At 63.4% G+C, this 24818-nt stretch carries 19 protein-coding genes, 2 tRNA genes and 3 pseudogenes; 12 read left to right on the forward strand and 12 right to left on the reverse strand.

What is annotated here, in order from left to right:
• Positions 1-64 precede the first annotated feature (64 nt).
• The 4 genes from MJ205_RS09680 (at position 65) to MJ205_RS09695 (ending at position 2001) form a co-directional block, all read left to right on the forward strand.
• Positions 65-505 (forward strand): NfeD family protein, encoded by a 441-nt coding sequence (locus MJ205_RS09680; protein WP_239812252.1) that lies wholly within the window; start codon positions 65-67, stop codon positions 503-505.
• Positions 506-697: 192 nt separating this feature from the next.
• Complete coding sequence (locus MJ205_RS09685; protein ID WP_230778027.1) at positions 698-1612, forward strand: SPFH domain-containing protein; 915 nt, start codon at positions 698-700, stop codon at positions 1610-1612.
• 120 nt (positions 1613-1732) lie between these two features.
• Positions 1733-1823 (forward strand) — tRNA-Ser (locus MJ205_RS09690).
• An 87-nt stretch (positions 1824-1910) separates the two neighbouring features.
• A tRNA-Ser gene (locus MJ205_RS09695) sits at positions 1911-2001 on the forward strand.
• Between the two features lie 125 nt (positions 2002-2126).
• Here the strand turns inward: MJ205_RS09695 and MJ205_RS09700 are convergent.
• The 11 genes and pseudogenes from MJ205_RS09700 to xseA form a co-directional block, all read right to left on the reverse strand.
• A pseudogene (locus MJ205_RS09700) lies at positions 2127-3610 on the reverse strand (sensor histidine kinase).
• Entirely contained in the window at positions 3607-4317 is a 711-nt protein-coding gene (locus MJ205_RS09705) for a response regulator transcription factor (RefSeq protein ID WP_239812253.1), read from the reverse strand. The pseudogene MJ205_RS09700 and the gene MJ205_RS09705 overlap by 4 nt, the downstream one beginning before the upstream one ends.
• A gap of 114 nt (positions 4318-4431) precedes the next feature.
• On the reverse strand, positions 4432-5070 hold the full coding sequence (locus MJ205_RS09710) for a sulfite oxidase heme-binding subunit YedZ (protein WP_239812254.1): 639 nt from the start codon (positions 5068-5070) through the stop codon (positions 4432-4434).
• A 9-nt stretch (positions 5071-5079) separates the two neighbouring features.
• Positions 5080-6060, reverse strand: coding sequence for a protein-methionine-sulfoxide reductase catalytic subunit MsrP (msrP, locus tag MJ205_RS09715; protein WP_239812255.1), 981 nt, complete (start codon positions 6058-6060; stop codon positions 5080-5082).
• 292 nt (positions 6061-6352) lie between these two features.
• Positions 6353-6925, reverse strand: coding sequence for a hypothetical protein (locus tag MJ205_RS09720; protein WP_239812256.1), 573 nt, complete (start codon positions 6923-6925; stop codon positions 6353-6355).
• Positions 6926-7559: 634 nt separating this feature from the next.
• Positions 7560-10025, reverse strand: a complete 2466-nt coding sequence (locus tag MJ205_RS09725; RefSeq protein WP_239812257.1) for a TonB-dependent siderophore receptor — start codon at positions 10023-10025, stop codon at positions 7560-7562.
• Between the two features lie 267 nt (positions 10026-10292).
• Entirely contained in the window at positions 10293-11369 is a 1077-nt protein-coding gene (locus MJ205_RS09730; protein WP_239812258.1) for a FecR family protein, read from the reverse strand.
• Positions 11366-12001 (reverse strand): RNA polymerase sigma factor, encoded by a 636-nt coding sequence (locus MJ205_RS09735; RefSeq protein WP_239812259.1) that lies wholly within the window; start codon positions 11999-12001, stop codon positions 11366-11368. The genes MJ205_RS09730 and MJ205_RS09735 overlap by 4 nt, the downstream gene beginning before the upstream one ends.
• A gap of 473 nt (positions 12002-12474) precedes the next feature.
• On the reverse strand, positions 12475-14727 hold the full coding sequence (locus MJ205_RS09740) for a TonB-dependent receptor (RefSeq protein WP_239812260.1): 2253 nt from the start codon (positions 14725-14727) through the stop codon (positions 12475-12477).
• Between the two features lie 229 nt (positions 14728-14956).
• Positions 14957-15538: a superoxide dismutase gene (locus MJ205_RS09745; protein WP_021026539.1), complete on the reverse strand. Its 582-nt coding sequence runs from the start codon at positions 15536-15538 to the stop codon at positions 14957-14959.
• Positions 15539-15790: 252 nt separating this feature from the next.
• Positions 15791-17146 carry an exodeoxyribonuclease VII large subunit gene (gene xseA / locus MJ205_RS09750; RefSeq protein ID WP_239812261.1) on the reverse strand — a complete coding sequence of 452 codons (1356 nt, stop codon included), beginning with the start codon at positions 17144-17146 and terminating at the stop codon, positions 15791-15793.
• A 619-nt stretch (positions 17147-17765) separates the two neighbouring features.
• On the opposite strand from xseA, the gene MJ205_RS09755 reads away from it, so the two are divergent.
• The 7 genes and pseudogenes from MJ205_RS09755 (at position 17766) to adk (ending at position 22743) form a co-directional block, all read left to right on the forward strand.
• Positions 17766-18386, forward strand: a complete 621-nt coding sequence (locus MJ205_RS09755) for a MotA/TolQ/ExbB proton channel family protein (protein ID WP_239812262.1) — start codon at positions 17766-17768, stop codon at positions 18384-18386.
• Positions 18387-18405: 19 nt separating this feature from the next.
• Positions 18406-18822: an ExbD/TolR family protein gene (locus tag MJ205_RS09760; protein WP_239812263.1), complete on the forward strand. Its 417-nt coding sequence runs from the start codon at positions 18406-18408 to the stop codon at positions 18820-18822.
• Between the two features lie 42 nt (positions 18823-18864).
• Positions 18865-19986 carry a tetraacyldisaccharide 4'-kinase gene (gene lpxK / locus MJ205_RS09765; RefSeq protein ID WP_239812264.1) on the forward strand — a complete coding sequence of 374 codons (1122 nt, stop codon included), beginning with the start codon at positions 18865-18867 and terminating at the stop codon, positions 19984-19986.
• An 8-nt stretch (positions 19987-19994) separates the two neighbouring features.
• The gene (locus tag MJ205_RS09770; protein ID WP_239812265.1) at positions 19995-20192 is read left to right on the forward strand and encodes a Trm112 family protein; all 198 of its coding nucleotides are present in this window, start codon (positions 19995-19997) and stop codon (positions 20190-20192) included.
• A 184-nt stretch (positions 20193-20376) separates the two neighbouring features.
• Positions 20377-20961 carry a hypothetical protein gene (locus MJ205_RS09775; RefSeq protein WP_239812266.1) on the forward strand — a complete coding sequence of 195 codons (585 nt, stop codon included), beginning with the start codon at positions 20377-20379 and terminating at the stop codon, positions 20959-20961.
• A 109-nt stretch (positions 20962-21070) separates the two neighbouring features.
• Positions 21071-21865, forward strand: a complete 795-nt coding sequence (gene kdsB / locus MJ205_RS09780) for a 3-deoxy-manno-octulosonate cytidylyltransferase (protein ID WP_239812267.1) — start codon at positions 21071-21073, stop codon at positions 21863-21865.
• A gap of 220 nt (positions 21866-22085) precedes the next feature.
• Positions 22086-22743, forward strand: a pseudogene (gene adk, locus MJ205_RS09785) (adenylate kinase).
• A 113-nt stretch (positions 22744-22856) separates the two neighbouring features.
• On the opposite strand, the gene MJ205_RS09790 reads toward adk, so the two are convergent.
• Positions 22857-23861 (reverse strand): asparaginase, encoded by a 1005-nt coding sequence (locus MJ205_RS09790; RefSeq protein WP_342395179.1) that lies wholly within the window; start codon positions 23859-23861, stop codon positions 22857-22859.
• A 130-nt stretch (positions 23862-23991) separates the two neighbouring features.
• Here MJ205_RS09790 and lexA point away from each other — a divergent pair.
• Positions 23992-24709: pseudogene (gene lexA, locus MJ205_RS09795) on the forward strand (transcriptional repressor LexA).
• The last annotated feature ends 109 nt before the right edge of the window (positions 24710-24818 follow it).

Consider the following 24818-nt stretch of genomic DNA (forward strand, 5'->3'; position numbering starts at 1 on the left):
TGCCGCAAAATTGGTCGGCATATCGCACAATCGGCCTACAAACCTATTCCAACGAGGGGGACTTATGGAGATTTCAACCGTGTGGTGGCTGCTGACCGGCCTGGCCGTTGTCGCCGAGCTGCTCACCGGCACCCTGTATTTGCTGATGGTCGCGATCGGCATGGCCGCCGCTGCCATCGCTGCGCACCTGGGTGCCAGCGAAGTGGCGCAGATCCTCATCGCGGCCATCGTGGGCGCGGCCACCGTACTGGCCTGCTATATGCGGCAAAAGCGCCGTGGTTCGCTGCTGTCGGGCGAGCGCGATCAGGACATGCACCTGGACATTGGCGAACAGGTCCATATCGACCATTGGGATGCCGACCGCACCGCCCAGGTGCGCTACCGGGGCGCGCCCTGGTCGGCCAGCTTGCTCGGCCAGCACCCAGCGCTGCCCGGCGCCTACCGCGTGGTGCGGCTGGACGGCAACCGCTTGCTGGTGGAACCTGCCGACCCGGCCGCACACTAAGAACCGCGTGCAATCACTGGGGCATACAACATAAATAACAGGCGCTGCCAAACCCATGCCCCGCCCCCCCCGCTTGGCCGTCACACCTGCATGGTGTAATGGCCAGGCCCTTTGAGCCAGGGGCCCGCCCCCAGCCCATCACCGCTAAAACCGGCGCATGCCCCAACGCCTGCGCCCACACGAGGAGAGCCCATGGAAGTCGCCATCATCATATTTGTCATCGCCATCATCTTCATCGCGATGTCCGTCAAGATCGTGCCCCAGCAGCACGCCTGGATCAAAGAGCGCCTGGGCCGCTATGCCGGCACCCTGGCCCCCGGCCCGCGCTTCATCATCCCCTTCGTCGACAAAGTGGCCTACAAGCACAGCCTGAAGGAAATCCCGCTGGATGTGCCCAGCCAGATCTGTATTACCCGCGACAACACGCAGCTGCAGGTGGACGGCATCCTGTACTTCCAGGTGACCGACCCGATGCGCGCCAGCTACGGCTCGTCCAACTACATCATGGCCGTCACCCAGCTGGCCCAGACCTCGCTGCGCAGCGTGATCGGCAAGCTGGAGCTGGACAAGACCTTTGAAGAGCGCGACATGATCAACGCCCAGATCGTCTCGGCCATCGACGAGGCCGCGCTGAACTGGGGCGTCAAGGTGCTGCGCTATGAAATCAAGGATCTGACGCCACCGGCAGAAATCCTGCGCTCCATGCAAGCCCAGATCACCGCCGAGCGTGAAAAGCGCGCACTGATCGCCGCCTCCGAAGGCCGCCGCCAAGAACAAATCAACATCGCCACCGGCGAACGCGAAGCCTTCATCGCCCGCTCCGAAGGTGAGAAGCAAGCCGCCATCAACAAGGCACAAGGCGAGGCCGCATCGATCACCGCCGTGGCCGATGCAACCGCACAAGCGCTGGAGCGCATCGCCTCCGCCATCCGCCAGCCAGGCGGCGAGCAAGCCGTGCAGCTGAAGGTGGCCGAGCAAGCCGTCGATGCCTACGGCAAGCTGGCCAGCGACGCCACCACCACCTTGGTCGTCCCCAGCAACATGACCGAGGTCTCCAGCCTGATCACCTCGGCCATGCGCATGATCCAGACCGGCAAGGGCCAGTAAAGAACCTGGCCAGCGTGCATGCAGCGCCAACCCTTCCGGAGGCGCTGCATTTTTTCCAAACAACCACCCTCTTTGCCGGAAGCCGCCAAATTTCAGGCTAGAATACACGCTTCACCGACTGGAGAGGTGGATGAGTGGTTTAAGTCGCACGCCTGGAAAGCGTGTGTGGGTTAATAGCCCACCGCGGGTTCGAATCCCGCCCTCTCCGCCAGTCAACAGGTGAAATTGTCAGCCAAGCTGTCCACGCTTGGCTTTTTATTTCCTGGCCACCACAGGACGTAAAACGTACAAAACATGCGGAGAGGTGGATGAGTGGTTTAAGTCGCACGCCTGGAAAGCGTGTGTGGGTTAATAGCCCACCGCGGGTTCGAATCCCGCCTTCTCCGCCACAGATGACCGGTTCAAACGCTGCAAGGGCTTTTGAATCTGGCGCTACCAGATAGCGCACAAAGCAAAGGCTGCAAATTTCGGTTTGCAGCCTTTCTTGTTTCGGGCGTGATGCGTTTTGGCGGGTCTAACGCAAATAAAACCTAAACCGCGTCCCCACATCCCCCGCCCCACTCAACAGCTCAATCGAGCTGTCATGCAGCTGCAAAATGCGGTGCACGATCATCAAGCCCAAGCCACCAGACCGCCCATCGCTGCGGCTGTGCATGCGGCTCAACGTGGGGCGCTCGAACAGGCTGTCGCGCAGCGCCGGGGGATGCCTGGGCCGTTGTCCTGCACCGTTACGCTGATAAGGCCATGCTCTGCGGCACGCAGCTCCACCTGAATATCGCCGCCTTGCGGCGTGGCGCGGATGGCGTTGTCGATCAGGTTGACGAGGACCCGTTCGAGCATGCCGAGATCGGCGGTGACGGGGGGCAGATCCGGGTCGATCACCGCGTGCAGGCGCTGCGCCTTGGCCTCGGCGGCAAGCTCAAACTTCTGGAACACGTCCTGCAGCAGGTCGGGCAGAAAAAAGCGCTCGGGCTCGGGCTTGACCACGCCGTATTCCAGGCGCGCCAGCTCAAACAGTTTTTGCGCCAGGTCGCCGACCTTGCGGCTTTGGTCCAGTGCAATGCCCAGGTAGCGGCGGCGCTCGTCGGGCGACAGCACATCCGCCTTCAGTTGCAAGGTTTCCAGATAGCCATGCAAGGAGGTCAAAGGTGTGCGCAGGTCATGGGAGATATTGGCGAAGAGCTCGCGCCGCTGCTGGTCTTGGGTGCGCAGCTTTTGCCACTGCTCCCAGGTGCGTTGCGCCAGCTGTGCAAAGGCCTGGCTGAGTACGGCGATATCGGCACCTCCGTGCGCGGCCTGCTGCAGCTTGGCCTGGGCTTGGGGCAGATCGGCCAGGCCGTCGGTTTGCAGCTCTTGCACGGCTGCCGTCAGGCGCCGCAGCGGCCGGGTGATCATGCCAAAGGCCACGGCTGCTGCGACTGCGCCCAGCACCACGACGACCAGCAGCGACCAGAGCAGTGTGCGCAGCGCGCCATCGCTGCTGACGCGGGCGGCCAGGCTGTCACGGCCCTGGCCTTGCAGGATCACATAGACATAGCCCGACCGCTGGCCGCCCTGCATCAACGGCGCTGCACTGAACACCTTGCGCTCCGTCATGCTGCGCGGGTCATCACCCAATACCGGCAACGCCGCGCCGCTGAACAAACGCTGCAAGGGCTCCAGATCGACCTTTTGGCGCAGTATCCGTTCTTGCGGCGCATCGTAGGCCTGGATGGCGCCACTGTCATCGAGCAGGTAGACCTCCACGCTCGGATTGACCTGCATCAGCTTGCCAAACAGCTCGCGGCTGGCTCCGGCGTTCAGGCCATCGGCACGCATCAACTCCGGGTAGCGCGCGATGCGCGCGGCCAGATCCTGCGACAGGCGCTGCACCACCTCTTGCTCGCGTTGGTCGGATACCCGCATCTGCAGCCAGACTGTGGCCGCACTGCAGGCCAACAGCAGCAGCACAAAGACCACGCTCAGGCGCTGGGCCAACGTGGTGGATGCGAGCTTCATGGCGTCTCCTCCGCCCATTTGTAGCCATGGCCCCATACCGTCAAGATGCGCTTGGGGCTGCCAGGATCGGCTTCGATCTTGGTCCGGAGGCGATTGATATGGGTGTTGACCGTGTGCTCATAGCCATCATGGCGGTAGCCCCAAACCTGGTTGAGCAGGTCAAACCGGGAGAACACCTTGCCGGGGTTGCGCACAAAAAAATGCAGCACGTCAAACTCTCGCGGGGTCAGTTCTACCTGGGCGCCGTCCACCTTTACCTCGCGCGATATCGGGTCGATCTCGAGATTGCCGAGCACCAGCACTCCTGCATCCAGCCGGGCGTTTTGCGCCAGGGCCTGGCTGCGGCGCAGCAGCGCGCGTACTCGCGCCACCAGCTCCAGCACCGAGAACGGCTTGGCCAGGTAATCGTCCGCGCCCAGTTCCAGCCCCAGGATGCGGTGCATCTCGCTGGAGCGGGCACTGGTGATGATGATCGGCACGTAATAGGCCATCGCGCGGGCGCGCCGGCAGATCTCCAGGCCATCCACTCCGGGCAGCATCAAATCCAGCACCAGCGCATCCCAACCGCCCCGCTCCAAGGCCTGCATGCCCGCATCGCCGTCGGCCATGTGCACCACTTCATAGCCTTCGTCGCGCAGATGCAATTGCAGCAGCTCGGCGATGGGGGCATCGTCTTCCACGATCAAGATACGTTTGCTGGGATTCATGCTGTCATTGTGCGGTACAGGCGATGGTCTGCTGGAATCGGCAGCCAGCTGCAAACAGCCCATCGAGCCTGCAGGCAGCGGCTGCGAAAAAAGTGTGAAGCGGACTGTCGCTGGTCAGGCCCGGGCCGCCTTGGCGGCCGCCTGCATCTGCTTGCGCTTCTGGAACACCCAGCGCGCCGCCAGCAAGCCGGCAAGGATGAGCCCGTACAACCACACCTCGGCAAAGTTGTTCTTGCCGGCGCGCATCCACCAGAAGTGCAGCACTGCCAACGCAGCCGCGCCATACACGGCGCGGTGCAGCATCTGCCAGCGCTTGCCGCCCATGCGCCGGATGATTCTGGGCACCGAAGTGACGGCCAGCGCGAGCAGGATCAGCCAGGCCAGGGTGCCTATCAGTATGAACGGACGCTTGACCAGATCGTCGACGATCGCGGACCAGTCCACGCCCATGTCAAACACCACATACGCCAGCCAGTGCAGGCTCGCATAGAAGAAGGCATACAGGCCCAGCATGCGGCGATAGGCTGCCAGCGCGTTCCAGCGCAGCCACTGGCGCAAGGGGGTGACCGCCAGCGCAAAGCAGATAAAGCGGATGGCCCAGTCGCCCAGCGAACGCAGCAGCGCCTCGGCTGGATTGGCGCCCAGGCCATCAGTGGCAGCCAGGTAAAACAGCCAGGCGGCGGGCACCAGGCACAACAGGTGCAGCAGCAGCCGCTGTACGGACTTGGCCGTGAAACGCGAGGTGTTGGGCATGGGCAGGTATCAGTAGTCTTTGCGCAGATCCATACCAGCGTAGAGCTGCCCCACCTGGGCCTCGTAGCCGTTGAACAGCAAGGTCTTGTGGCGCTTGGCAAACAGGCCGCCTTCACCGATGCGGCGCTCGGTTGCCTGGCTCCAGCGCGGGTGCGGCACATCGGGGTTCACGTTGGAGTAAAAGCCGTACTCATTGCGCGCTGCCTTGTTCCAGGCGGTGCCGGGCTGCTTCTCGACCACGCGGATGGTCACGATGCTCTTGGCGCTTTTGAAACCGTATTTCCAGGGCAGCACCAGGCGCACCGGCGCGCCGTTTTGCGGGGTCAAGGTCTTGCCGTACATGCCAAAGGCCAGCAGGCTCAGCGGGTGCATGGCCTCGTCCATGCGCAGGCCCTCGGTGTAGGGCCAGTCAAGCACGCCGCTGTTCAGGCCGGGCATCATCTTGCGGTCGGCCAAGGTGACAAACTCCACATACTTGGCGCTGCCTTGTGGCTCCACCTGCGCCAGCAACTTGGACAACGAATAGCCCACCCAGGGGATCACCATCGACCAGCCTTCAACACAGCGCAGCCGGTAAATGCGTTCTTCCTGGGCGCTGAGCTTGAGCAGCTCTTCAATATCAAAGGTCTTGGGTTTGTTGACCAGGCCTTCGACCCGCACCGTCCAGGGCCTGGTCTGCAAGGTGTGGGCGTAACGCGCCGGGTCGCTTTTATCCAGGCCGAACTCGTAGTAGTTGTTGTAGGTGCTGGCATCCTGGAAGGAGGTGGGCGTCTCCATCGATATCGCACCAGGCACCGTTGAGCGAACCGTGCTGATCGGCTGCGTGCCATCGGACTTGGCCGCTTGCGCCCAGGCCCCTCCTGTGGCCAGCGCTGTACCGCCTGCCGCGCCGAATTTGAGCAGGTCGCGGCGGCTCACATACAGATGCTGAGGCGTGATGTCGCTGCTGCTGCCGTGGTCAAAGCCCGAATTGTTGGTACGTATCAGCATGGGTATCGCTCCTGAAGTGGGTGGATGCAGATGAGGCAGGCCGCGGGCCTGCCTCGGTTACCTCTAATAGACACCATCTGCAGCGCAAAGATTTCAAGCGCTGCTCAGTATTTGTTAAACAAAAAGTTATAAATGGCCAGCGAGGGGGCCATCTGTGGGCAGCGCTTCGGAGCGCAGCCGACAAACAAGGCCAGCGCAAGCGGAGCTCACCGCACGGCAAAAGGCCATCCCATTCTGAGAGGGCTGCAGCGGCCTTCGCTATCGGACAAGCGCTACAAGATACACAACCCGGTTAGGCACGTCTAGGACCTGATGCAAAAGCTGCTTGGTGCAAGCTGCGGGGGCATTCCCGTCCGTTGATAGCGATGCAAGACCAATCAAAGCGATCTTCTGGAAGCGGTGTAGCCAATGACAAGCCTGCCGCATAGCCGGGACTGAATCGATCCGCCCTGGCCGTCAATTCCTCATACGTGATGGCTACGGACGGTCGATCCCTGTGAAGGTCTGGATCGGCACAGGACCGCATCTGCGGATCAAAGATGGGAGGCGCCACATGGGGCGGGATGTCCGGGGCTGCGTTGTAATAGCGTGTCACTGCTGGGTGCTCCCAGTCCGTCAGCGGGCTGGCATGGAACCCCTCCTTGAACGGATCAGCCTCGAGGTTCACGAACAACAGAGGCTGCGAAGCGCTGAACTGCGGCAATACCTCGGGGTTATGAGAAAACTCAAGACCATTGTGAGTGCTTTTTTCCAACGCAGTGAATGGGAAGGATGCGGGTGACTGCTGCGCATTCGGGCTTGGTTCGGCTGAGCGAAACCGCATGCCTGTGTCGACCGTGTCGTTGCGCAACGAGAAGTCCGTCATAGGGGCCACTGCGTGTGCATGGGCGGCAGCGCTTGCCAACAGAATGGCAGTCGTAGTGATGGATCGGATAAACACAGATATGCTCCTGTATAACCAAGACATTTAAAAAAATACCCTGATGCTTATCATCAACGGCATTTTAATAATAGGCGATCCATCCTCATCGAACACACAGCATTTGTTGAAAATTGAAATGCGCTCAAACTGTTACCCATTCAGTCTATAAGCTGCCATTGATCAAAGCCGCAGACTATCTAATAATGCTACAAAAGCTCTCTATAATATAATAATTTCCAACATCCCACCAGGCGCCTATCGCTTGAATTGTCTTTCAATTCAACGTGACAACCTTTGCGCAGCCCTCATCACCGCAGCTATTTTTCACAACGGTAAATTCGACGACCAGTAAAATATAAATAGCTTGGTTACTTATATTTTTTGCATTAGACACCTCCAACAAAGTGGCTAACAACAACTACAAGGGCTATCCAGCCCCCACGCCAATACACCCAACAATGGGCAGCCATCGATGCCAATGCGCCTTTTAGAGGGCGAAACCATATTCCCAGGCGCAAGCCGGGGCTTGGCGCTGGACCAAGCCCGAGTCGATGCTAAACGCCTATAAAAAGGCCGCTCAGAAGTCGTAACGCACACTCGCCGTCACACTTCGCGGTGCGCCCCAGGTGTACTGCACCCGGCCAAAATCGCGCATGCCGGCAAAGTAGCTTTTGTCCAGCGCATTGCGAATGTTCAAGTTGACGCTGAGCTTCTGGTTGACCTGGTAGCGCGCCATCAGATCCAGCACCCAGAAGGCGGGCTGCAGCAAGGGGCCGGCAGAGGTCTTGCTTTGCCAGCGGGTGGCCGCACCGATGGTGAGGCCGCCCAGCGCTCCGCCCATGCGGTAGGTGCTGCCCAGCTTGAGCTGGTTGCGGGGCAGATAGTTGCTGTTGCTCAGGCTGGTGCTGTTGAGCACATAGCTGCCCTGGGCCTGCCAGCCGGGGGCCAGTTCGCCCGACAGTTCCAGCTCATAGCCGCGCTTGCTGACACCAGAGACCGAGCGGTAGATGGCCGTGCCATCGGGCATGGTTTCGCCCGTGGCGTCGGCCACGTTGTCGGTCTTCATCCAGAAGTAGGCCAGGCTGGCGTTCAGACGCTTGTCCAGAAACTCGCCCTTGGCGCCAATCTCATAGGTTTGGCCCTCTTCTGGGTCCAAGGTCTTGCCACTGGCATCCAGGGCGCTTTGCGGCTTGAAGATGCTGGCATAGCTGCCGTAGAGCGAGACCTGCTCATGCACATCCACCACCAGCCCCAGGTAAGGGGTGACGACATTGTTCTTCTTGAAGTCGTAGTTCGAGTAGGCGTACGGCGTCAGATCGTACTGCTCGTAGTTGGTGATGCGGGCGCCACCAATCACTTTGACCGGGTCGGCCACATTCAGGCGCACCGCGCCGTAGACCGAGCTGCGCTTGGAGCTGAAATAGCTGTGGTTGTCGACGGGATAGTTCACGATGTCATCGGGCCGCACAATCGCGCTGCCGCCATCGCTGTAGTCCAGGCCCAGATTGGTGAAGCGCTTGTTGGCCGAGTAGGTGTCCGAGCTGGTGCGGGCGGTATCGGCGCCCAGCATCAGCTCATGGCTGCGGCCCAGCAGCTCGAAGGGGCCACGCAGATCGGCGGCCATGCTGCGGTTGCGGTTGGCATGGTCCTCGGCGCGACTCAGGTCCACCACCTGGGGGGACGCGGTAAACCAGGAGCCGGTTTCGCCGTACGGCATCTTGGTTTTTTCGGTACTGGCACGCAGCTTGGCCGTCCAGCCGTTGTCAAAACGGTGCTCCAGGCTGGCAAACAAGGTGTCGGTGTCCTGCTCATAGCCCGACCAGGGCGCGCCGATGTTGAAGGAGCGCGGCTGCAGGCCCAGGAAGTCGCCATTGGCGGCATAGGCCTGGATCATGCTCGTGCTGCCCGCGCCATAGTACTCGCGGTGGCGGTGCACAAAGCCGATGTTGAGCAAGGTATCGCGGCTCAGGTCCAGGTCCAGGGTGCCGTACAAGGTCTGGTTGCTGCGCTTGACGTTGTCACGGAAATCATGGCCATCCGATGCAGCGGCCACCAGGCGGCCGCGCAGGCTGCCACGGTCATTGAGCGGGCCACCGACATCGACATCGGCGCGGTAGTTGTCCCAGCTGCCTACGCCTGCGCCCACACTGGCGCGGAACTCCTGCGTCGGACGCTTGCGGATCATGTTCACTGTTGCGCCATACTTGCCATCGCCATTGGTGAGGCCGGACGAGCCCTTGAGCACCTCGATGCGGTCGATCTCGGCCATGTCGTCCATGGTGTAGAGCATCTGGGTATTGGCATACCAGCCGCTGGCCATCTGGCGCAGGCCATCGATCTGCAGGTTGACGTTGTCGCCCCGCACCATGATGTTGTTGCCATCGCCCTGGCGGTCCACCGTCACACCGGGGGTCTGCTCCATCACATCGGTCAAGGTCTGCAGCTTGAAGTCATCCATGCGCTGGCGTGTCATCACGCTGACCGACTGCGGCGTCTGGCGCAAGGTCAATGCCAGGCCGGTGGCTGTGGCGCTCGGCCCGCGCTGCGTGTAGCTGCCGGTGTCTTCTGTGCGGCCATCCTGCAGCGCATCGGCAGTCACGGTCACGGTCTCCAGGGTCATCGACTGGGGCGCTGTGGGCATGCGCTGCAACGTAAAGCTGCCCGGCTGCGTGCTCACTGCCGTCAAGCCCGTCCCTGTCAGCATGCGCGCCAGCGCCTCTGGCGGGGTCAGATTTCCGCTGACGGCCGCTGCCCGCAAGCTCTGCACCAGCGCATCGTCAAACAGCACCTGCTGCTGGGTTTGCCGGCCAAAGGCCTTGAGCCCCTCAATCAGCGGCTGGGCCGGCAGATTGAAACTCTGGCGCGCCGCCTGCGCAGCGGCTTGCGCCTGGGCAGCGGCGGGCAGCACACTGACACCCGCCATCGCAGCCGCTACCAATATGGCCAGCCATCGTGGCCGCAGCACCGGGGCCTGCGCGTTCCCGCGCACCACCTTCTTCAACGGGCATCCGCCCTCTTCCCCCATCAACATCTCGCATCCCATGGCTCTCGCACTCCTGTGTATTCCTGCATCAATGACAACGGCCCTGCCCGGGCAGCTTTCCCGCTCCAGGCCCGAGTGGACAGGCTGGGAGCGGGCGCTTGCACCAGGCGCCGCTGTGGTTTGCGGCCATTGGCTGGGAATAACAAAGCGGAAGGCTCGGATCCGTGGCTGGCAGCCCGTGTGGCGCTCAGATCTTTGGCGCGCACCTTATGAAGAAGCACAAAAGGCCTAAAACATGGAACCCGCGCAAATGAAACAAAATGTTTTTTATTGCCGGCGAATGCGCCAGCCACCTTTGGGCAAGCGCTGCACCCGCACATCGGCCACGCTCGGCAAGGCGAGCAAGAAACGCTCCGGGTCTGCCAAGGCCAGCAGGCCCGAGATAGGGATCGCGCGGATCGCCGGATCAGCCACCTCGACGGGGGCATCGAGGTAACGGGCCAGCTCCTGGGCCACCTGCGCCAGCGGCCGGCGCTGAAAATACACCTGGCCTGTGCGCCATTCGGCCACCTCGTCAGCTTTCACCGCCAACTGCCGGTAGTGGCCGCGGGCCGGCTCCAGCGCCATGGCCATCCCCGCCGTCAGCGTCACCGGCTGCGGACTGCCCGGCAGCGTGGAGCGCAGCGCCACCCGCCCCTCTTGCACCTGCACCACCACCTCCGGCGGCGCAGCCCGCACATTGAAGGCCGTGCCCACCACGCGGACCTCGCTGTGCCCGCTGGTCACTGTAAAGGGCTTGTTCGTATCGGGCGCCACTTTGAAAAAGGCCTCGCCCTTGTCCAGCACCGTCTCGCGCCGGTAGGGGTAGTAATGCACCTGCAGGCGGCTGTTGGCGTTCAGCGCCACCTGGCTGCCATCGGGCAAGGCCAGATCGCGCAGCTCGCCGGTGCCGGTCGCTGCCTCCAGGCTGTAGTAAGCCGTGTTGCACCAGTGCTGCCAGCCCATGCCGGCGATCACCAGCAGCAGCAACGACGCCAGCAAGGCCTGGGCCGGCCAGCCCCAGCGCCAGCCCAGGCTGACGCCCTGCGCAGTGGCTTGCCGTGGAGGACGCACGGACGCAGCCGGCTTGGCCCTTACATCCGGCGCCGCAGTCTGGCCTGCGGAATAAGAAGCTGGAAACATCTGCTGCAGCGCCTGCGCATCCTGCCAGGTCTGTGCGATGCGCGCCAAGGCCTGCGCATGCAGCGCATCCTCGGCCAGCCAGGCATTCAAGGCCCTTTCATCGGCGCCGGTCCAGTCAGGCAGCAGGCGGCGCACATGCCAGTCGCCGGCGGCATGGTTCAGCGCCAGCAGCTGTGCAGGCGTCAGGCTCTGCAACGATCGGGGCGTCTGCGTTGCGCTCATAGGGGTGGCTCCTCATCGGCAGCGCTCAGCGCCAGTTGCTGGGCTTGCAGCTGCTGCATCTGCTGCGCACTGGCAAATTGCACGCGGGTTTCGCAATAGGCGACGGCACGCGCCAGGTGTTTGACCACCATGCGCATCGAGATGCCCATCTGCTCGGCCGTCTGCTGCACGGTATGGCCTTCGACCCGGTGCAGCACAAAGGCCTGGCGCTGTCGTTCAGGCAGCTCCTGGATGGCTTGGTGCAAACGGTGCAGCCGCTGCTGCTGGGCCGCCTGCTGGTTCACCTCCTCGGCACTGCTGTGCAGTTGGGCCTCCATCGCCTGCGGGTGTTCGTCTCCCGATACCAGCTCCAGCCCCCGGGCCTGCGCGCTCTGCTGCCAATCGCGCGCGGCCACGCTTTGCAAGGTCTTGCGCAAATAGGGCTGCTCTTCGTCGGGCTGCAGCACCTTGCCGGTGGCGGCCACCCGGGCAAACACTTCCTGGGTGGCATCCTCCACATCGGCTGCATTGCCAAAATGGCGCCGCAGCATGCGCATCACCGGTGTGCGCCAGCGCTGGTACAGGCTCGCCAGGTGCCCGCCAGCGGGCTCCGGCGCACCCGCCTCGCCATGGGGCAACAGATCAGGCCGCATGGGGCACAAGGCCAGTCCACGCACAGCCGCCCGCACAGCTGCCGCATTCAGCAAACAAATCGCAGATCAAAGAACGGTGCATGGCAGGCAAGAACACAGTCAGCGGACAGGCCAGCAGCGCCAGACCATGGCCCAGCGCGCAGCCAGTTGGAAAAGCAAGGGCAGGCGCACCCTTTCAAGTCCGCCTGCTGAAACGCGCGATGCCGTGGCAAAGCGCGGATGCATTGTACTGAGAAGAATTCTCATTCCCATCCAAATGCGCGCTTTTCAATGGCGCTCAGGCCGCGCCTGCCAAGCCCTCCCCTCCTTTATGCCCACCAGTGTTTAGAACTCGTAGCGTGCAGAGAGCGGCGGCGCAGCCAGCCATGGTGCTCCACATACAGCGTGGCCACATCCGGCATGGCCGCTGCTGGGCTGAGGGGCAAGGGACTGGTCACGGTCATGGTTGCACACCACAGTCAGGCATTCAGCGCTTAGAAATCCACACTGGCGCTGACCGTGAAGGTGCGCGGGTTGGACAGCACCAGGTAGCCGGTGGAACCGACCGAAGCCCAGAAGTTGCGGTTGGCCGCGTTTTCCACGCGGGCACGCAGGGTCACCAGGCGGCCGTCGATTTCGGTCAGGTAGCGCGCACCCAGGTCAAAGCGGGTCCAGCCTGCCACCCGCAAGGTATTGGTGGCGTTGGCATAGCTGCTGCCGGTGGCCACGGCGCGGCCATCCAGGGTCAGGCCACGGACGCCCGGCACATCCCACTCCAGGCCCAGATTGCCTTGCTGGCGGGGCACGCCAATCACGCGCTTGCCGGCATTGGGGTTGTGGCCATCGGCCAGTTGCTTGGCATCCAGCCAGGTGACACCGCCCAGCACACGCAGGCCGCGTGTGACCTGGCCAAACACATTCAGCTCCAGACCACGGTGGCGGTCCATGCCTTCAGGGCCATAAACGCCTGAGATGGAATTGCGGAACACGCGCGGCTTGTCGGTGGTGAACCAGGCCAGGCCGGCGCCAATATCGCCACCGTCCCACTTCAGGCCCACTTCCTTTTGCTTGGAGACATAAGGCGCCAGCGCCGCGCCTGCATTGGCCACGGGCAGGCCCGAAGACAGCGCCGGTGCGATCTCGCCCGGGGTCAGGCCTTCGATGTAGTTGGCATAGAGCGAGACCCTCTCTGCCGGCTTGAACACGACCGCAGCCATCGGGCTGGTGCGGCTCTTGTCCACCTTGGGCGCGGCAATGCCGGTGTTGTAGGCAAAGGTCTGCGTCTCGATGGTCTGGTGGCGCAGGCCCAGGGTGAGCAGCAGGCGCTCGTCGAACATCGACAGCGTGTCCGACAGCGCCAGGCTCGACAGCTTGATGCGGGCCTGCACGGCCGGGTCGTCCAGATCGTTCGAGCTGGCGCCCAAAGGCGGGGCCGCACCGTAGACGGGATCGTACAGGTTGGTGGCCAGTGCGCCAGCTGCGGGCTGCGAGTAGAAAGCGTTCTTGCGCTTGTCCGAGAAGGCTGAGGCGGCCAGCACCAGGCTGTGGCCGATGCTGCCCGTCGTCAGCTTGCCGCGCAGGCCCACTTCGCCGGTGAAGATGTCATCGGCGCGGGTATTGTCAAAGCGCCCTTGGGTGCCGCTGCCGGTGCTGCCGTTGTTCAAGGTCAGGCTGGCGAGCGAATTGCGTTCGCGACCAAAGCGTGCACCGCCGGCCACCCAGGCTGTGAGACGGCTGTTGATGTCGTACTCGGCGCGCACCGAGCCAAAGCTGTCGCGCTCGTTCGAATAGGTCCAGGGCTGGGCAAAGTTGCGGCTGTTGTCAGGAGCGCTGGGCACCTGGGTCACCGCGGCGCCCAGGGTCACATTGGGGCGTGGCGTGGTCAGCTTGTGGCTTTGGTAGCCCACGTCGGCCGACAGGCGCAATTGGCTGGAGCGCCAGTCCATACCCAGGGACACCACGCTCAGATCGACGCCTTCGTCGTCGATCGGTGTGTCGCCCTTGCGCTTGGCCACGTTCAGGCGCAGGCCGGTGGCCTGGTCGGGGCCAAAGCGGCGGCTGATGTCGGCCGCGGCATAGCCTTGCGCGCCGCTGGATCCGCCCACGCTGACCCGCGTCAGCGGCTCGTTCGACGCACGCTTGGGCAGCAGGTTCAAGGCGCCGCCAATGCTGTCACCGGCAGGCGAGGCGCCATTCAAGAAGCCGCTGGCACCGCGCAGCAGCTCCACGCGCTCAAACAGCTCGGCCGACACGTACTGGCGTGGCAGCAGGCCGTAGAGACCGTTGTAGGCAATGCTGTCCGAGCCCAGCACAAAGCCGCGCACAAAATACGATTCCTGGAAATTGCCAAAGCCGCGCGAGACACGCACGGAGGCATCGTTTTGCAGCACATCGCCCACGCTGCGGGCCTGCTGGTCACGGATCAGATCCTGCGTGTAGGCCGTCGTCGAGAACGGCGTGTTCATGATGTCTTCGGTGCCCAGAATGCCGACACGCCCGCCGCGCGCCACCTGGCCGCCGGCATAGGCCTTGGACAGGCCCTGCGCCGAGGCATCGGCACTGGCGTTGACGGTGACCGTCGGCAAGACGGTATCTCCGCTGGCAGTTGGGGCCGCTGCGGCGGTGGCGGGGTCTGTGTCAGCAGCGCCCTCCTGGGTTTGGGCCAAAGCGGGGGCGCCAGCAAAAGACACCAGCAGGACAACTGCGCCAGCCACCGGGTGGAGCGCAAAACGGGAAGCAAAAAACATACAGACAACCAGCCAAGAAGCAAATGAGACTGATTATCAATCATCCATCTAAGCGCCCCGGCAAACTGGCGCAAATCAGGGGCTTTGCCAGAGGCAAGTGTTGCCTGCAGGTGACAGCTTGGCGAGGTTGCGCTGCCCTCCCCCAAATGCAAAAGGCCGGATGCGGTGCAGTGCACCATCCGGCCTTTGTCTGATCGTGTTTGCCGGCAACCAGGCCGGGCAACCGCTATCAGGCGAAATTGCTTTCAGCAAACTTCCAGTTCACCAGCTTGTCGAAGAAGGTTTCGACAAACTTGGGGCGGGCATTGCGGTAGTCGATGTAGTAAGCGTGTTCCCAGACGTCGACGGTCAGCAGGGCCTTGTCGTCGGTGGTCAGCGGGGTGCCAGCGGCGCCGGTGTTGACGATGTCCACCGAGCCATCAGGCTTCTTGACCAGCCAGGTCCAGCCCGAACCGAAGTTGCCCACGGCCGACGCCTGGAAGGCCTTCTTGAACTCGGCGTAGCTGCCCCACTTCTTGTTGATGGCATCGGCCAGCGCGCCGCTGGGCTCAGCGCCGCCGCCGGGGGTCATGCAGTTCCAGAAGAAGGTGTGGTTCCAGATTTGGGCAGCCTGGTTGTAGATACCACCGGTGGCCTTCTTGATCACGGCTTCCAGTTCCAGGTTCTCGAACTCGGTGCCCTTTTGCAGTTCATTGAGCTTGTCCACGTAGGCCTTGTGGTGCTTGCCGTGGTGGTATTCCAGCGTTTCCTGGCTGTAAGCAGGGGCCAGCGCATCAATCGCGTAGGGCAGTGGTGGCAGAGTGCGTTCCATCGTGGTTTCCTCGTGGTTGGTATAGGTTGCAAAGCCGTCCCGGACGGTGCTGTCAGGCAATACGCCCGGCGGGAGTCGCAGTGGTCGATTGTAAAAAGGAAAATCGACCCGTTCATGAATACGGGTTCAGCCAGATTACTATGACGACGATAGCATGCGAGCCAAGCCCCACGGCGTCAGAATCCACCGCCAATCGGCTCGGGCCGCGTTGCAAGGCAGCCGCTGCCTCCACCGAGAAGCGCCAGACCCGGCTTAGACCAACAAGCGCTGCGTCGCCACCACGTCCACGCTGCCATCGGCCAGCTCGGCATGCATGGCCTTGCCCGGTGTCGCCTGCGTTACCGAGCTCACCACCTGGCCTTGCATGTCCGTCAGCAAGGCGTAACCCCGTGACAGCACCTGGCGCGGGTTGAGCAGCTCCAGCCGCGCATGCAGCTGCGCCAGGCGCTGCTCGCTGCGCTCCAGATGGCGCGAGGCTGCTGCCGGAAACACGCTGGCCAGATGCTGCACCCGCTTGTCCTGCCCATGCAACTGGGCTTGGGCAGCGCCGTGCAGGCGGCGGCCCAGGCGGTCGAGCATCTGCTGCTGGCCGTGCACCAGTGACGAAGGCCTGCCAATCTGGCGCGCCGCCATGTCCAGGCGCTGCTGCTGGCGGTCCAGGTGGCGCTCGACGCCATCGGCCAGGCGCTGCTCCGCAAGTTGCAACGCGCCCAGCCAGACATCGCGCGGCTGGCAGACCAGCTCGGCAGCGGCCGTTGGCGTTGGCGCGCGCAGGTCGGCGCAGAAATCGGCGATCGTGAAGTCGGTCTCATGCCCCACACCGCTCACCAACGGCACCGGGCTTTGCACCACGGTACGGGCCAGCTGTTCATCGTTGAAGGCCCAGAGGTCCTCCAGCGAGCCACCACCGCGCACCAGCAAGATGGTGTCGATGGCGACGGCCGGAGCGTCAATGCGCAGGCGCGCGTCATAGGCGATCTGGGCCTCGGCCAGGCGGTAGAGCTTGTGCAGCGCCGCCACCATCGACGGCGCGGCCTGCTCGCCCTGCACCAGTGCCGGCACCAACACCACCGGCAGCTGCGGCACGCGGCGGCGCAACGCGGTCACCACATCATGCAGCGCCGCCGCGCCCAGCGAGGTGACGATGCCGATACCACGCGGCATCAAAGGCAGCGGCCGCTTGCGCTCGCTGTCAAACAGGCCTTCGGACTCAAGTTGCGCCTTGAGGCGCAGGAACTGCTCGAACAAGGCCCCCTGCCCGGCCCGGCGCATGCCTTCGACAATCAGCTGCAGATCGCCGCGCTGTTCATAGACCCCCAGCTTGCCCACCACCTCGACCAGCTCGCCATCGCGGGGGTTGAAGTCCAGCGCCTGCGCGGCGCGGCGAAACATCGCACAGCGCACCTGGCCATTGGCATCCTTGAGGTTGAAGTAGCAGTGGCCGCTGGCCGCCCGCGAAAATCCACTGAGCTCCCCACGCACCTCCACCGGGTTGAAGCGCGCAGCCAAGGTGTCAGCCACCGCTCGGCACAGCGCGCCCACATCCCAGATACGGGGGCTGGGGGCGGCGTTGGCAGCGGAGCTGGGCGGGTAGTGTGTGGTGTCCATGAAAGTGGCCGGCTGGGCGGCAGGCCCGGCTCGGCGGAAATAACGATGGGTAGGTCTGGGTTGCACCGCAGCGCAGCGGGTAAGCAGCAGACATGGTAGCGGCTGGGCGGTCCGCCATGGGTGCAGCGGGCCGGCCCTTCTCGATCGGATGCCGCCTTTCAGCTATCGAGCGGGCTGCCAATTAGCTGCCAAGACAACCGTTGACCGGGGCATTTTTTCCCGTCACAGCAACGACATAGACGCCTTGGCAGCGCCCCAAAATCGCCTTTTCCCACACCTCTGGCGGGCAGTAGTCCACAAGAAGGCAGCTCTGTGACAGCGTCATGCATACGTCATACTCTGTAGCACAAAATATTGAACCTACGTACAAGCTTTTGATTTTTCAATATTTTTATCAGCTTATTTTTTAAGCAATCTAAGAAAAACCCCGTAAATTGGGCCATTTTTCCGGCTGATGACACATTACCCACAAAGTTATCCACATTTTTTGTGGATGACTCGGCCTTTCCGGCATCCAAGCACTGTGGGTTGGACGCAGCGCCTGGCCCGATTTTAGGCGGACCGGCAGTGGCCTTGGGCCATAATGGCCGCTGAAAAAAGAAAGAGCGGAGAGAGAATCTTGTTTTCCATCATCCAAGCAGCAGGCTGGCCGATCTGGCCCTTGATTGCCTGCTCCATCCTGGCGCTGGCATTGATCGTTGAGCGCTTCGTGGCCCTGAAAGCGGCCAAAGTTGCACCGGCCAACCTGCTCCAGGAGGCCATTTCCGTCTCCGCCCATGGTGTGCCCAGCGCCGAAGTCGTGAACCAGCTCGGCCAGAACTCCTCGCTGGGTGAGGTGCTGGCCAGCGGCCTGCGCACCATCACCCTGGAGCCCCGCATCTCTGAAGCCGATCTGCGCGCCACGTTGGAGAGCACCGGCCGCCGGGAAGCCCAAAAGCTCGAGAAATACCTCACCGCGCTCGCCACCATTGCATCGGCTGCGCCCCTGTTGGGCCTGCTGGGCACCGTGATCGGCATGATCGAGATCTTCGGCTCGCAAAGCGGTGGCGGCAACAACCCCAGCATGCTCGCCCACGGTATCTCGATCGCGCTGTACAACACCGCCTTCGGTCTGATGGTGGCCATCCCTGCGCTGATCTTCTGGCGCTACTTCCGCAGCCGCGTCGATGGCTATCTGCTGACACTGGAGCTGTCGGCCGAGCAGTTCCTGCGCCACCTGAACAAGCTGCGCCGCAGCTGACCGCCGGGCAGGAGCCAGCATGAACTTTCGCCCCCGCACCACGACAGAGCCCGAGATCAACCTGATCCCGTTCATTGATGTGCTGCTGGTCGTGCTCATCTTCCTGATGCTCTCGACCACCTACAGCAAATTCACCGAGCTGCAGCTGACCTTGCCCACCGCCAATGCCGAGCAGCTGCGCGACCGGCCCAAGGAAATCATCGTCTCCGTGGCGGCCGACGGGCGCTACGCCGTCGGCAAGGTGGCGCTGGAAGGCAAGACCGTGACCGACATGGCCGAGGCGCTGCGCAATGCCGCCACTGCCGGCAAGGACAGCGTGATCATCATCAGCGCCGATGCACTGGCACCGCACCAGTCCGTGGTCTCGGTGATGGAAGCAGCCCGCCGTGTGGGCCTGCAGCAGATCACCTTCGCCACACAGACGGCCGCACAGTAAACCCCAGGCCCCGCGCCTGGGCAGTGCTAGCATGCAGCCTGCATGACCGTCCCGCCCCCTCCCCATCCCGCGCCCTCAGCTGCTGTCACGCGCCCTGGCTCGGCACGCATCACCGACGCATGGCAGCGCAAAGGCCCGCTGGCCATTGCGCTGCTGCCGCTGTCGTGGTGCTATGCCGCGTTGGGCGCGCTGCGCCGCACCCTCTACCGCAGCGGCCTTTGCAAGGCCTACCGCGCGCCGGTGCCGGTGGTGGTGGTGGGCAATGTGATTGCCGGTGGCGCCGGCAAGACGCCCGTCACCCTGCACCTGGTGCAGGCCTTGCAAGCCCAGGGCTGGCGGCCCGCCGTCATCTCGCGCGGCTATGGGCGCGACACCCGCAACGATCCCAACGCCATTGCCGTCCTCCCGGGCAGCAACCCGCGTCAGGTCGGCGACGAGCCTCTGCTGATCGCCCAGCGCAGCGGCGTACCGGTGTATGTGGCTGCACTGCGCGCTGCGGCCGCCCGGGCCGCCTTGCAGGCCCACCCTGAGGTGGATGTGCTGGTCTGCGACGATGGCCTGCAGCACCTGGCACTGGCCCGCGATGTGGAGATTGCCGTCTTCAACGCCCAAGGCGTGGGCAATGGCTGGCAGCTGCCGGCCGGGCCGCTGCGCGAACCCTGGCCCAGGCGGCTGGACGTTGCGCTCTACGCCGGCCCGCCGCCCCCGCATCTGGCGGCCTCCGGCGCAGCGGCCTGGCCGCTGCAGCGCAGCCTGGCCTGCCATGCCGTGGGCCAGGATGGCCGTCGCCATCGTCTGGCCGATTTGCGTGGCCGCCCGGTGCATGCACTGGCAGCCATTGCCTATCCGCAGGAATTTTTTGCGATGCTGCAAGCCCAGGGCCTGCAGCTGGTACGCAGCGATGCGCTGCCCGACCATGCGCCGCTGGACGACCCGGCATGGCTGGCCAGGCTGGGGTTGGTGGCGGACAGCGCCCCTACAATAGACGCACCGGATGCCCCCGTGCTGCTGTGCACCGAAAAGGATGCGCACAAGCTCTGGTGCATTGCCCCGCATGCGCTGGCCGTTCCTCTGGAGGTCACCATCGACCCCGCCTTTGGCCAGCATGTCGATGCCCTGCTGCGCCCATGCCAGACCGCATCGCCCCCTGTAAAGAAAGACTGATTGCCGCTATGGACCCGAAACTGCTCGAACTGCTGGTATGCCCTGTCACCAAAGGCCCTTTGCGCTATGACCGTGAACGCCAGGAGCTCGTCTCGCGCAGCGCACGCCTGGCCTACCCTGTGCGCGATGGCATACCGATCATGCTGGAGAACGAAGCGCGAACCCTCAGTGATGAGGAAATTGAGGCCTTGTCTGCCGCAGATTAAACATCGATGACATTGCGGCCCCATTCCGCGCCGAATCCTGGGCCGCACAGGCAAACCCCAATAGCCGCTTTGTAAAAAACAGACACAATTTGCTGAATTTTTAGGCATCCGCCTTGGAGACCCCGCAGCACAGGCCTGCAGGGTCTGCCTGCCGGACTGCATCCGCCCCATTCAGCAAATTGCCATGCATACCCTCATCCTCAAGAAAACCGACAAAGGCATGGAGGCGCTGCGCGCCCGGGATCCTGTCTTGCCCCACCGCATGCGTCCGGCCTTCATCATGTTCGATGGACACAAGAGCATTGAGCAGGTGATAGCGCTGTCGCCTTCTGCAGGCGGACAGATGCAGGTGCTGGAGGACATCAAACAGCTGCTGCAGCATGGCCTGCTGGAACTGCTGCGCCCCGGTGATGCGGGCCAGCCGCCGTCCAACCCCAGCGACATCATCGACAGCCTGGCTGGACCCGCACCCACGCCACCGCCGGCTGCCGCTGCCGCACCGGTTGCCGCCAGCCATGCAGCCGCTGGCATCAACAACCACAGCGAACGCTATATCAAGGCCTATGCAGCGGCCAGCCAGTTGGTCAGTGGCCTGGGCCTCAAGGGCTTCCGTCTGCAACTGCAGCTGGAAAAAGCCCAGGGCTATGATGGCCTGGTCGCCATCCTGCCCAAGCTGCGCGAGGTGATCGACGCGAAGAAACTGCGCCCCATCGAGGCGATTCTGTTCGGCAGCAACGAAGCCCCTACACCGGTCAAACCGGCGCCCTGAGCCCTGGCACCCTGCCGCCGCAGCCGCACCCACCCAGATCGCCTGCGCCCGGCCCGCCATGCGGGCTCGCTACAATTCCAGCCGGCTCCACTCTTCTTTCTTTCGCACCATGGCATCCGCACCCGCGCCGTTCACCGTCCTGATTCCTTCGCGCATGGCGTCCTCGCGCCTGCCCAACAAGCCGCTGGTGGACATCGCCGGTCTGCCGATGGTGGTGCGCGTGGCCAAGCGCGCGCAGGAAAGCGCCGCCCAGCGCGTGGTGGTGGCTGCCGATGACGAGCGCATCATCGATGCCTGCAAAAAGCATGGCATCCAAGCGGTGATGACCTCGCCCAGCCACCCCAGCGGCAGCGACCGCCTGGCCGAGGCCTGCAGCTTGCTGAAGCTCGCCGGTAACGACATCGTGGTCAACGTGCAAGGGGATGAGCCCTTGATCGCGCCAGCGCTGATCGATGCGGTCGCCGCCCTGCTCAGCGAGCGGCCCGAGGCCAGCATGGGCACCGTCGCCCATCCGATGGCCGATCTGGAGTCGCTGCTCAGCCCGAATGTGGTCAAGGTGGTCCTCGATGCCCAAGGCCTGGCCAGCTATTTCAGCCGCGCGCCCATCCCCTGGGGCCGTGATTTTGTCAATATGGCCTGGTGGAAGAACCCCGGCACCACCGGCACGCCCGGTTTTGCGCCGCTGCACCATATGGGCATCTACAGCTACCGCGCCCAGTTTTTGCATACCTTCCCCACGCTCAGCCAGGCGCCTACCGAGCAGATCGAGATGCTGGAGCAGTTGCGCGCAATCTGGCATGGCTACCGCATCGCCGTGCATGTGACGCGGCAGATCCCCGGCTCCGGCGTGGACACCCCCGAGGACCTGGTGCGTGTGCGACAGCTGCTTGGCGCCGTGATGTAACCCGCGTGCCAGCCATGCGCCACCATCGCCCCTGCTGCAAGCACACCGTAAGCAAAAAGGCGCAGCATGCCTGTCTTGCGCAGCCGAGACACGGTATTGGTGCCCAGTTCGCTGACAATCCCCTGATGCGTGATATGCTCAAGCCCAGTTTTTTTGCGTAAAAAGCGGGCTTCAGTGCCCGCTTTTTGCCGTGCAAGTTTTTTATTCTCCAAGGACCGCCATGAAATTAATTCTTTTGGGAGCACCCGGCGCCGGCAAAGGTACGCAAGCTGCCTTCATCTGCCAAAAATACGGTATTCCCCAGATTTCCACCGGCGACATGCTGCGCGCAGCGGTCAAGGCGGGCACGCCACTGGGCCTGCAGGCCAAGGCCGTGATGGATGCCGGTCAGCTGGTCAGTGACGATCTGATCATCAACCTGGTCAAGGAACGTATCGCCCAGGCCGATTGCGCCAATGGCTTCCTGTTTGACGGTTTTCCCCCGCACGATCCCGCAGGCCGACGCGATGAAGGCCGCTGGCGTCAAGCTCGACTACGTGCTGGAAATCGATGTGCCGTTTGAAGCCATCATCGAGCGCATGAGCGGCCGCCGCAGCCATCCCGCATCGGGCCGTACCTACCATGTCAAGTTCAACCCGCCCAAGACCGAAGGCCTGGACGATGTGACTGGCGAGCCCCTGGTGCAGCGCGAAGACGACAAGGAAGAAACCGTCAAGAAGCGCCTGGACGTTTACAGCAGCCAGACCCGCCCCTTGGTCGACTACTACAGCAGCTGGGCTGCACAAGACCCGGCCGCCGCCCCCAAGTACCGCGCGATCAGCGGCATGGGCTCGGTCGAAGAAATCACGCAGCGCGCGATTGCCGCCCTGCAGGCCTGATAAGCAACTCTGCCTCATCTACCAAGCCACTGTCGTGCGACAGTGGCTTTTTTTATGCCCGTCTATTTATCGGTAAATAAACCGGTATCTGCCGTTGGCTCCGATGCCCGTACTTAGATTTTGGATCGGGCCTGCACCAGCGCCAGCTGCAGGCTGACCCGGCATTTGTAGGGCGTCAAGGCCACGGCCAGGTCGTTGCCTAGATCGGCCATCCTGGGCAATACTGCATCGCTGATCACGCCATCGCTGCAGCGGCTGCTGCGCCACACCGGCAAACCTTGCTGGCGTGCGCGCGCCATCGCATCCAGCAGCACCTCATGCACCGTGCCATTGCCGGTGGTTGCCACCACCAGGCCCTCCACACCCTGGGCCTGTAGCGCCTTCAACAGCCCCGGGCGCAGGCCAGCATGGCTGGTGACGATCTCCACCCACGGCCAGGGCGTACTGGCCGGCGCGGGCAAGGCAGCCAGCCATGCGCTGCCGGTGTAGCCGCCCTCCGTATCTGCTGCCTGCGGTGCATAGCCCTGGCGCAGGCGCACGTTCGTGCCATCCACCCAGCCCAGCGGCCCCTGTTCGCCCGATGAAAAGGCCAGCAAGCGGTGCGGGTGCACCTTTTGCAGCCAGCGCGCGCTGTGCAGCTCGCCCCCGCCGGTCACCGCGACCACCTCGCGCAACAGCGGATGGCCGTCCGCATCCAGCGCCGCAGCGGCGGCCACGGCATCCTTCAGATTCTGCGGGCCATCGGGCATCAAGGCATTGGCCGGGCGCATCGCACAGGTCAGCACCACCGGCTTGGCCAGGCGCCCTAAAACGCAATGCAGGAACCAGGCGGTCTCCTCCAAGGTATCCGTTCCGTGGGTGATAACAACACCGCGTACCGCCTCGTCGCGCATTGCTGCATCGCAAGCCTGGAGCAGCGCATGCCAGACTTCGTCGCTCATGTCCTTGCTATCAATTTGCGCGATCTGCATTGCATCCAGCGGGCCCGCCGCAGCGGTCTCGATTCCGCTCACCCCCGCCAGCAGGGCCGCGACCGACAGCTGCGCCGCACGGTACTGGCCGGGATTCTCGGCATCATCGGCCATGCCGGCAATGGTGCCGCCGGTGCCGATGATCAAAAATTTTTGGCTGCAAAGCTTGCCTCCTGCAAAAAACTGGTTAAAAATACAGGTACTGGATTGATATACAGGTGTTGGAGTGCACGGCAGTTTGGCTGCCACCCGGCACCACAGATCACACGGAGATCTTATGCGAGACCATCCCAAACTCACCGCGCGCCAACAAGAAATTCTGGACCTGATCCAGACGGCCATCTCGCGCACCGGCGCCCCGCCAACGCGCGCCGAAATCGCCAGCAAGCTGGGCTTCAAATCGGCCAATTCGGCAGAAGACCACCTCAAGGCGCTGGCACGCAAGGGTGTGATCGAGCTGGTCAGCGGTACCTCCCGGGGGATTCGCCTGCAAAGTGATACCGTGCGCTCCATCAATGCGGCGCGCGGCACGCGTTTTTTCGTCGCCGCTGGCAGGCGTGTCCAACGCCACCGCCGGCCTGGGCCGCGTGGTGCAAGAGCTCGCCCAGCTGGCCCTGCCGCTGATTGGCCGCGTGTCAGCGGGCTCGCCCATCCTGGCGCAAGAGCATGTCGACCAGACCTATACCGTTGAAGGTGGCCTGTTCCAGCAGCAGCCCGATTACCTGCTGAAGGTACGCGGCATGTCGATGCGCGATGTCGGCATCATCGATGGCGATCTGCTGGCCGTCAAAGCCACCCGTGAGGCCCGCAATGGCCAGATCATCGTCGCGCGCCTGGGCGACGACGTCACCGTCAAGCGCCTGCAGCGCACCAAGGATGGCATTGAGCTACTGGCCGAAAACCCGGATTACCTGCCCATCATCGTGCAGCCCGGCGAGCCCTTCGAGATCGAAGGCATCGCTGTCGGCCTCATCCGCAACACGATGCTGAACTAGGCCTAGCGGCCCTTCCGGCCACTTTGGCCCTTCCCTTTCTGCGCAACCCCAGGTAGCGGGCGTTGTGGGCACCCGGCCCACAACCCTGGGGAATGCGCTCGCCTTGCGC

The organism is Comamonas sp. B21-038 (assembly GCF_022387135.1).
GTDB classification, from domain to species: Bacteria; Pseudomonadota; Gammaproteobacteria; order Burkholderiales; family Burkholderiaceae_C; genus Comamonas; species Comamonas sediminis.

Excerpts from the sequence above, each read along its gene's own strand:
- msrP (WP_239812255.1), bottom strand. The coding sequence starts at position 6,060 with ATGCTGATACGTACCAACAATTCGGGCTTTGACCACGGCAGCAGCAGC.
- MJ205_RS09760 (WP_239812263.1), top strand. The coding sequence starts at position 18,406 with ATGAACTTTCGCCCCCGCACCACGACAGAGCCCGAGATCAACCTGATC.
- xseA (WP_239812261.1), bottom strand. The coding sequence starts at position 17,146 with ATGGACACCACACACTACCCGCCCAGCTCCGCTGCCAACGCCGCCCCC.
- MJ205_RS09685 (WP_230778027.1), top strand. The coding sequence starts at position 698 with ATGGAAGTCGCCATCATCATATTTGTCATCGCCATCATCTTCATCGCG.
- MJ205_RS09680 (WP_239812252.1), top strand. The coding sequence starts at position 65 with ATGGAGATTTCAACCGTGTGGTGGCTGCTGACCGGCCTGGCCGTTGTC.
- MJ205_RS09745 (WP_021026539.1), bottom strand. The coding sequence starts at position 15,538 with ATGGAACGCACTCTGCCACCACTGCCCTACGCGATTGATGCGCTGGCC.
- MJ205_RS09735 (WP_239812259.1), bottom strand. The coding sequence starts at position 12,001 with ATGCGGCCTGATCTGTTGCCCCATGGCGAGGCGGGTGCGCCGGAGCCC.
- MJ205_RS09775 (WP_239812266.1), top strand. The coding sequence starts at position 20,377 with ATGCATACCCTCATCCTCAAGAAAACCGACAAAGGCATGGAGGCGCTG.
- MJ205_RS09725 (WP_239812257.1), bottom strand. The coding sequence starts at position 10,025 with ATGGGATGCGAGATGTTGATGGGGGAAGAGGGCGGATGCCCGTTGAAG.
- MJ205_RS09710 (WP_239812254.1), bottom strand. The coding sequence starts at position 5,070 with ATGCCCAACACCTCGCGTTTCACGGCCAAGTCCGTACAGCGGCTGCTG.
- lpxK (WP_239812264.1), top strand. The coding sequence starts at position 18,865 with ATGACCGTCCCGCCCCCTCCCCATCCCGCGCCCTCAGCTGCTGTCACG.
- kdsB (WP_239812267.1), top strand. The coding sequence starts at position 21,071 with ATGGCATCCGCACCCGCGCCGTTCACCGTCCTGATTCCTTCGCGCATG.
- MJ205_RS09730 (WP_239812258.1), bottom strand. The coding sequence starts at position 11,369 with ATGAGCGCAACGCAGACGCCCCGATCGTTGCAGAGCCTGACGCCTGCA.
- MJ205_RS09705 (WP_239812253.1), bottom strand. The coding sequence starts at position 4,317 with ATGAATCCCAGCAAACGTATCTTGATCGTGGAAGACGATGCCCCCATC.
- MJ205_RS09770 (WP_239812265.1), top strand. The coding sequence starts at position 19,995 with ATGGACCCGAAACTGCTCGAACTGCTGGTATGCCCTGTCACCAAAGGC.
- MJ205_RS09720 (WP_239812256.1), bottom strand. The coding sequence starts at position 6,925 with ATGACGGACTTCTCGTTGCGCAACGACACGGTCGACACAGGCATGCGG.
- MJ205_RS09740 (WP_239812260.1), bottom strand. The coding sequence starts at position 14,727 with ATGTTTTTTGCTTCCCGTTTTGCGCTCCACCCGGTGGCTGGCGCAGTT.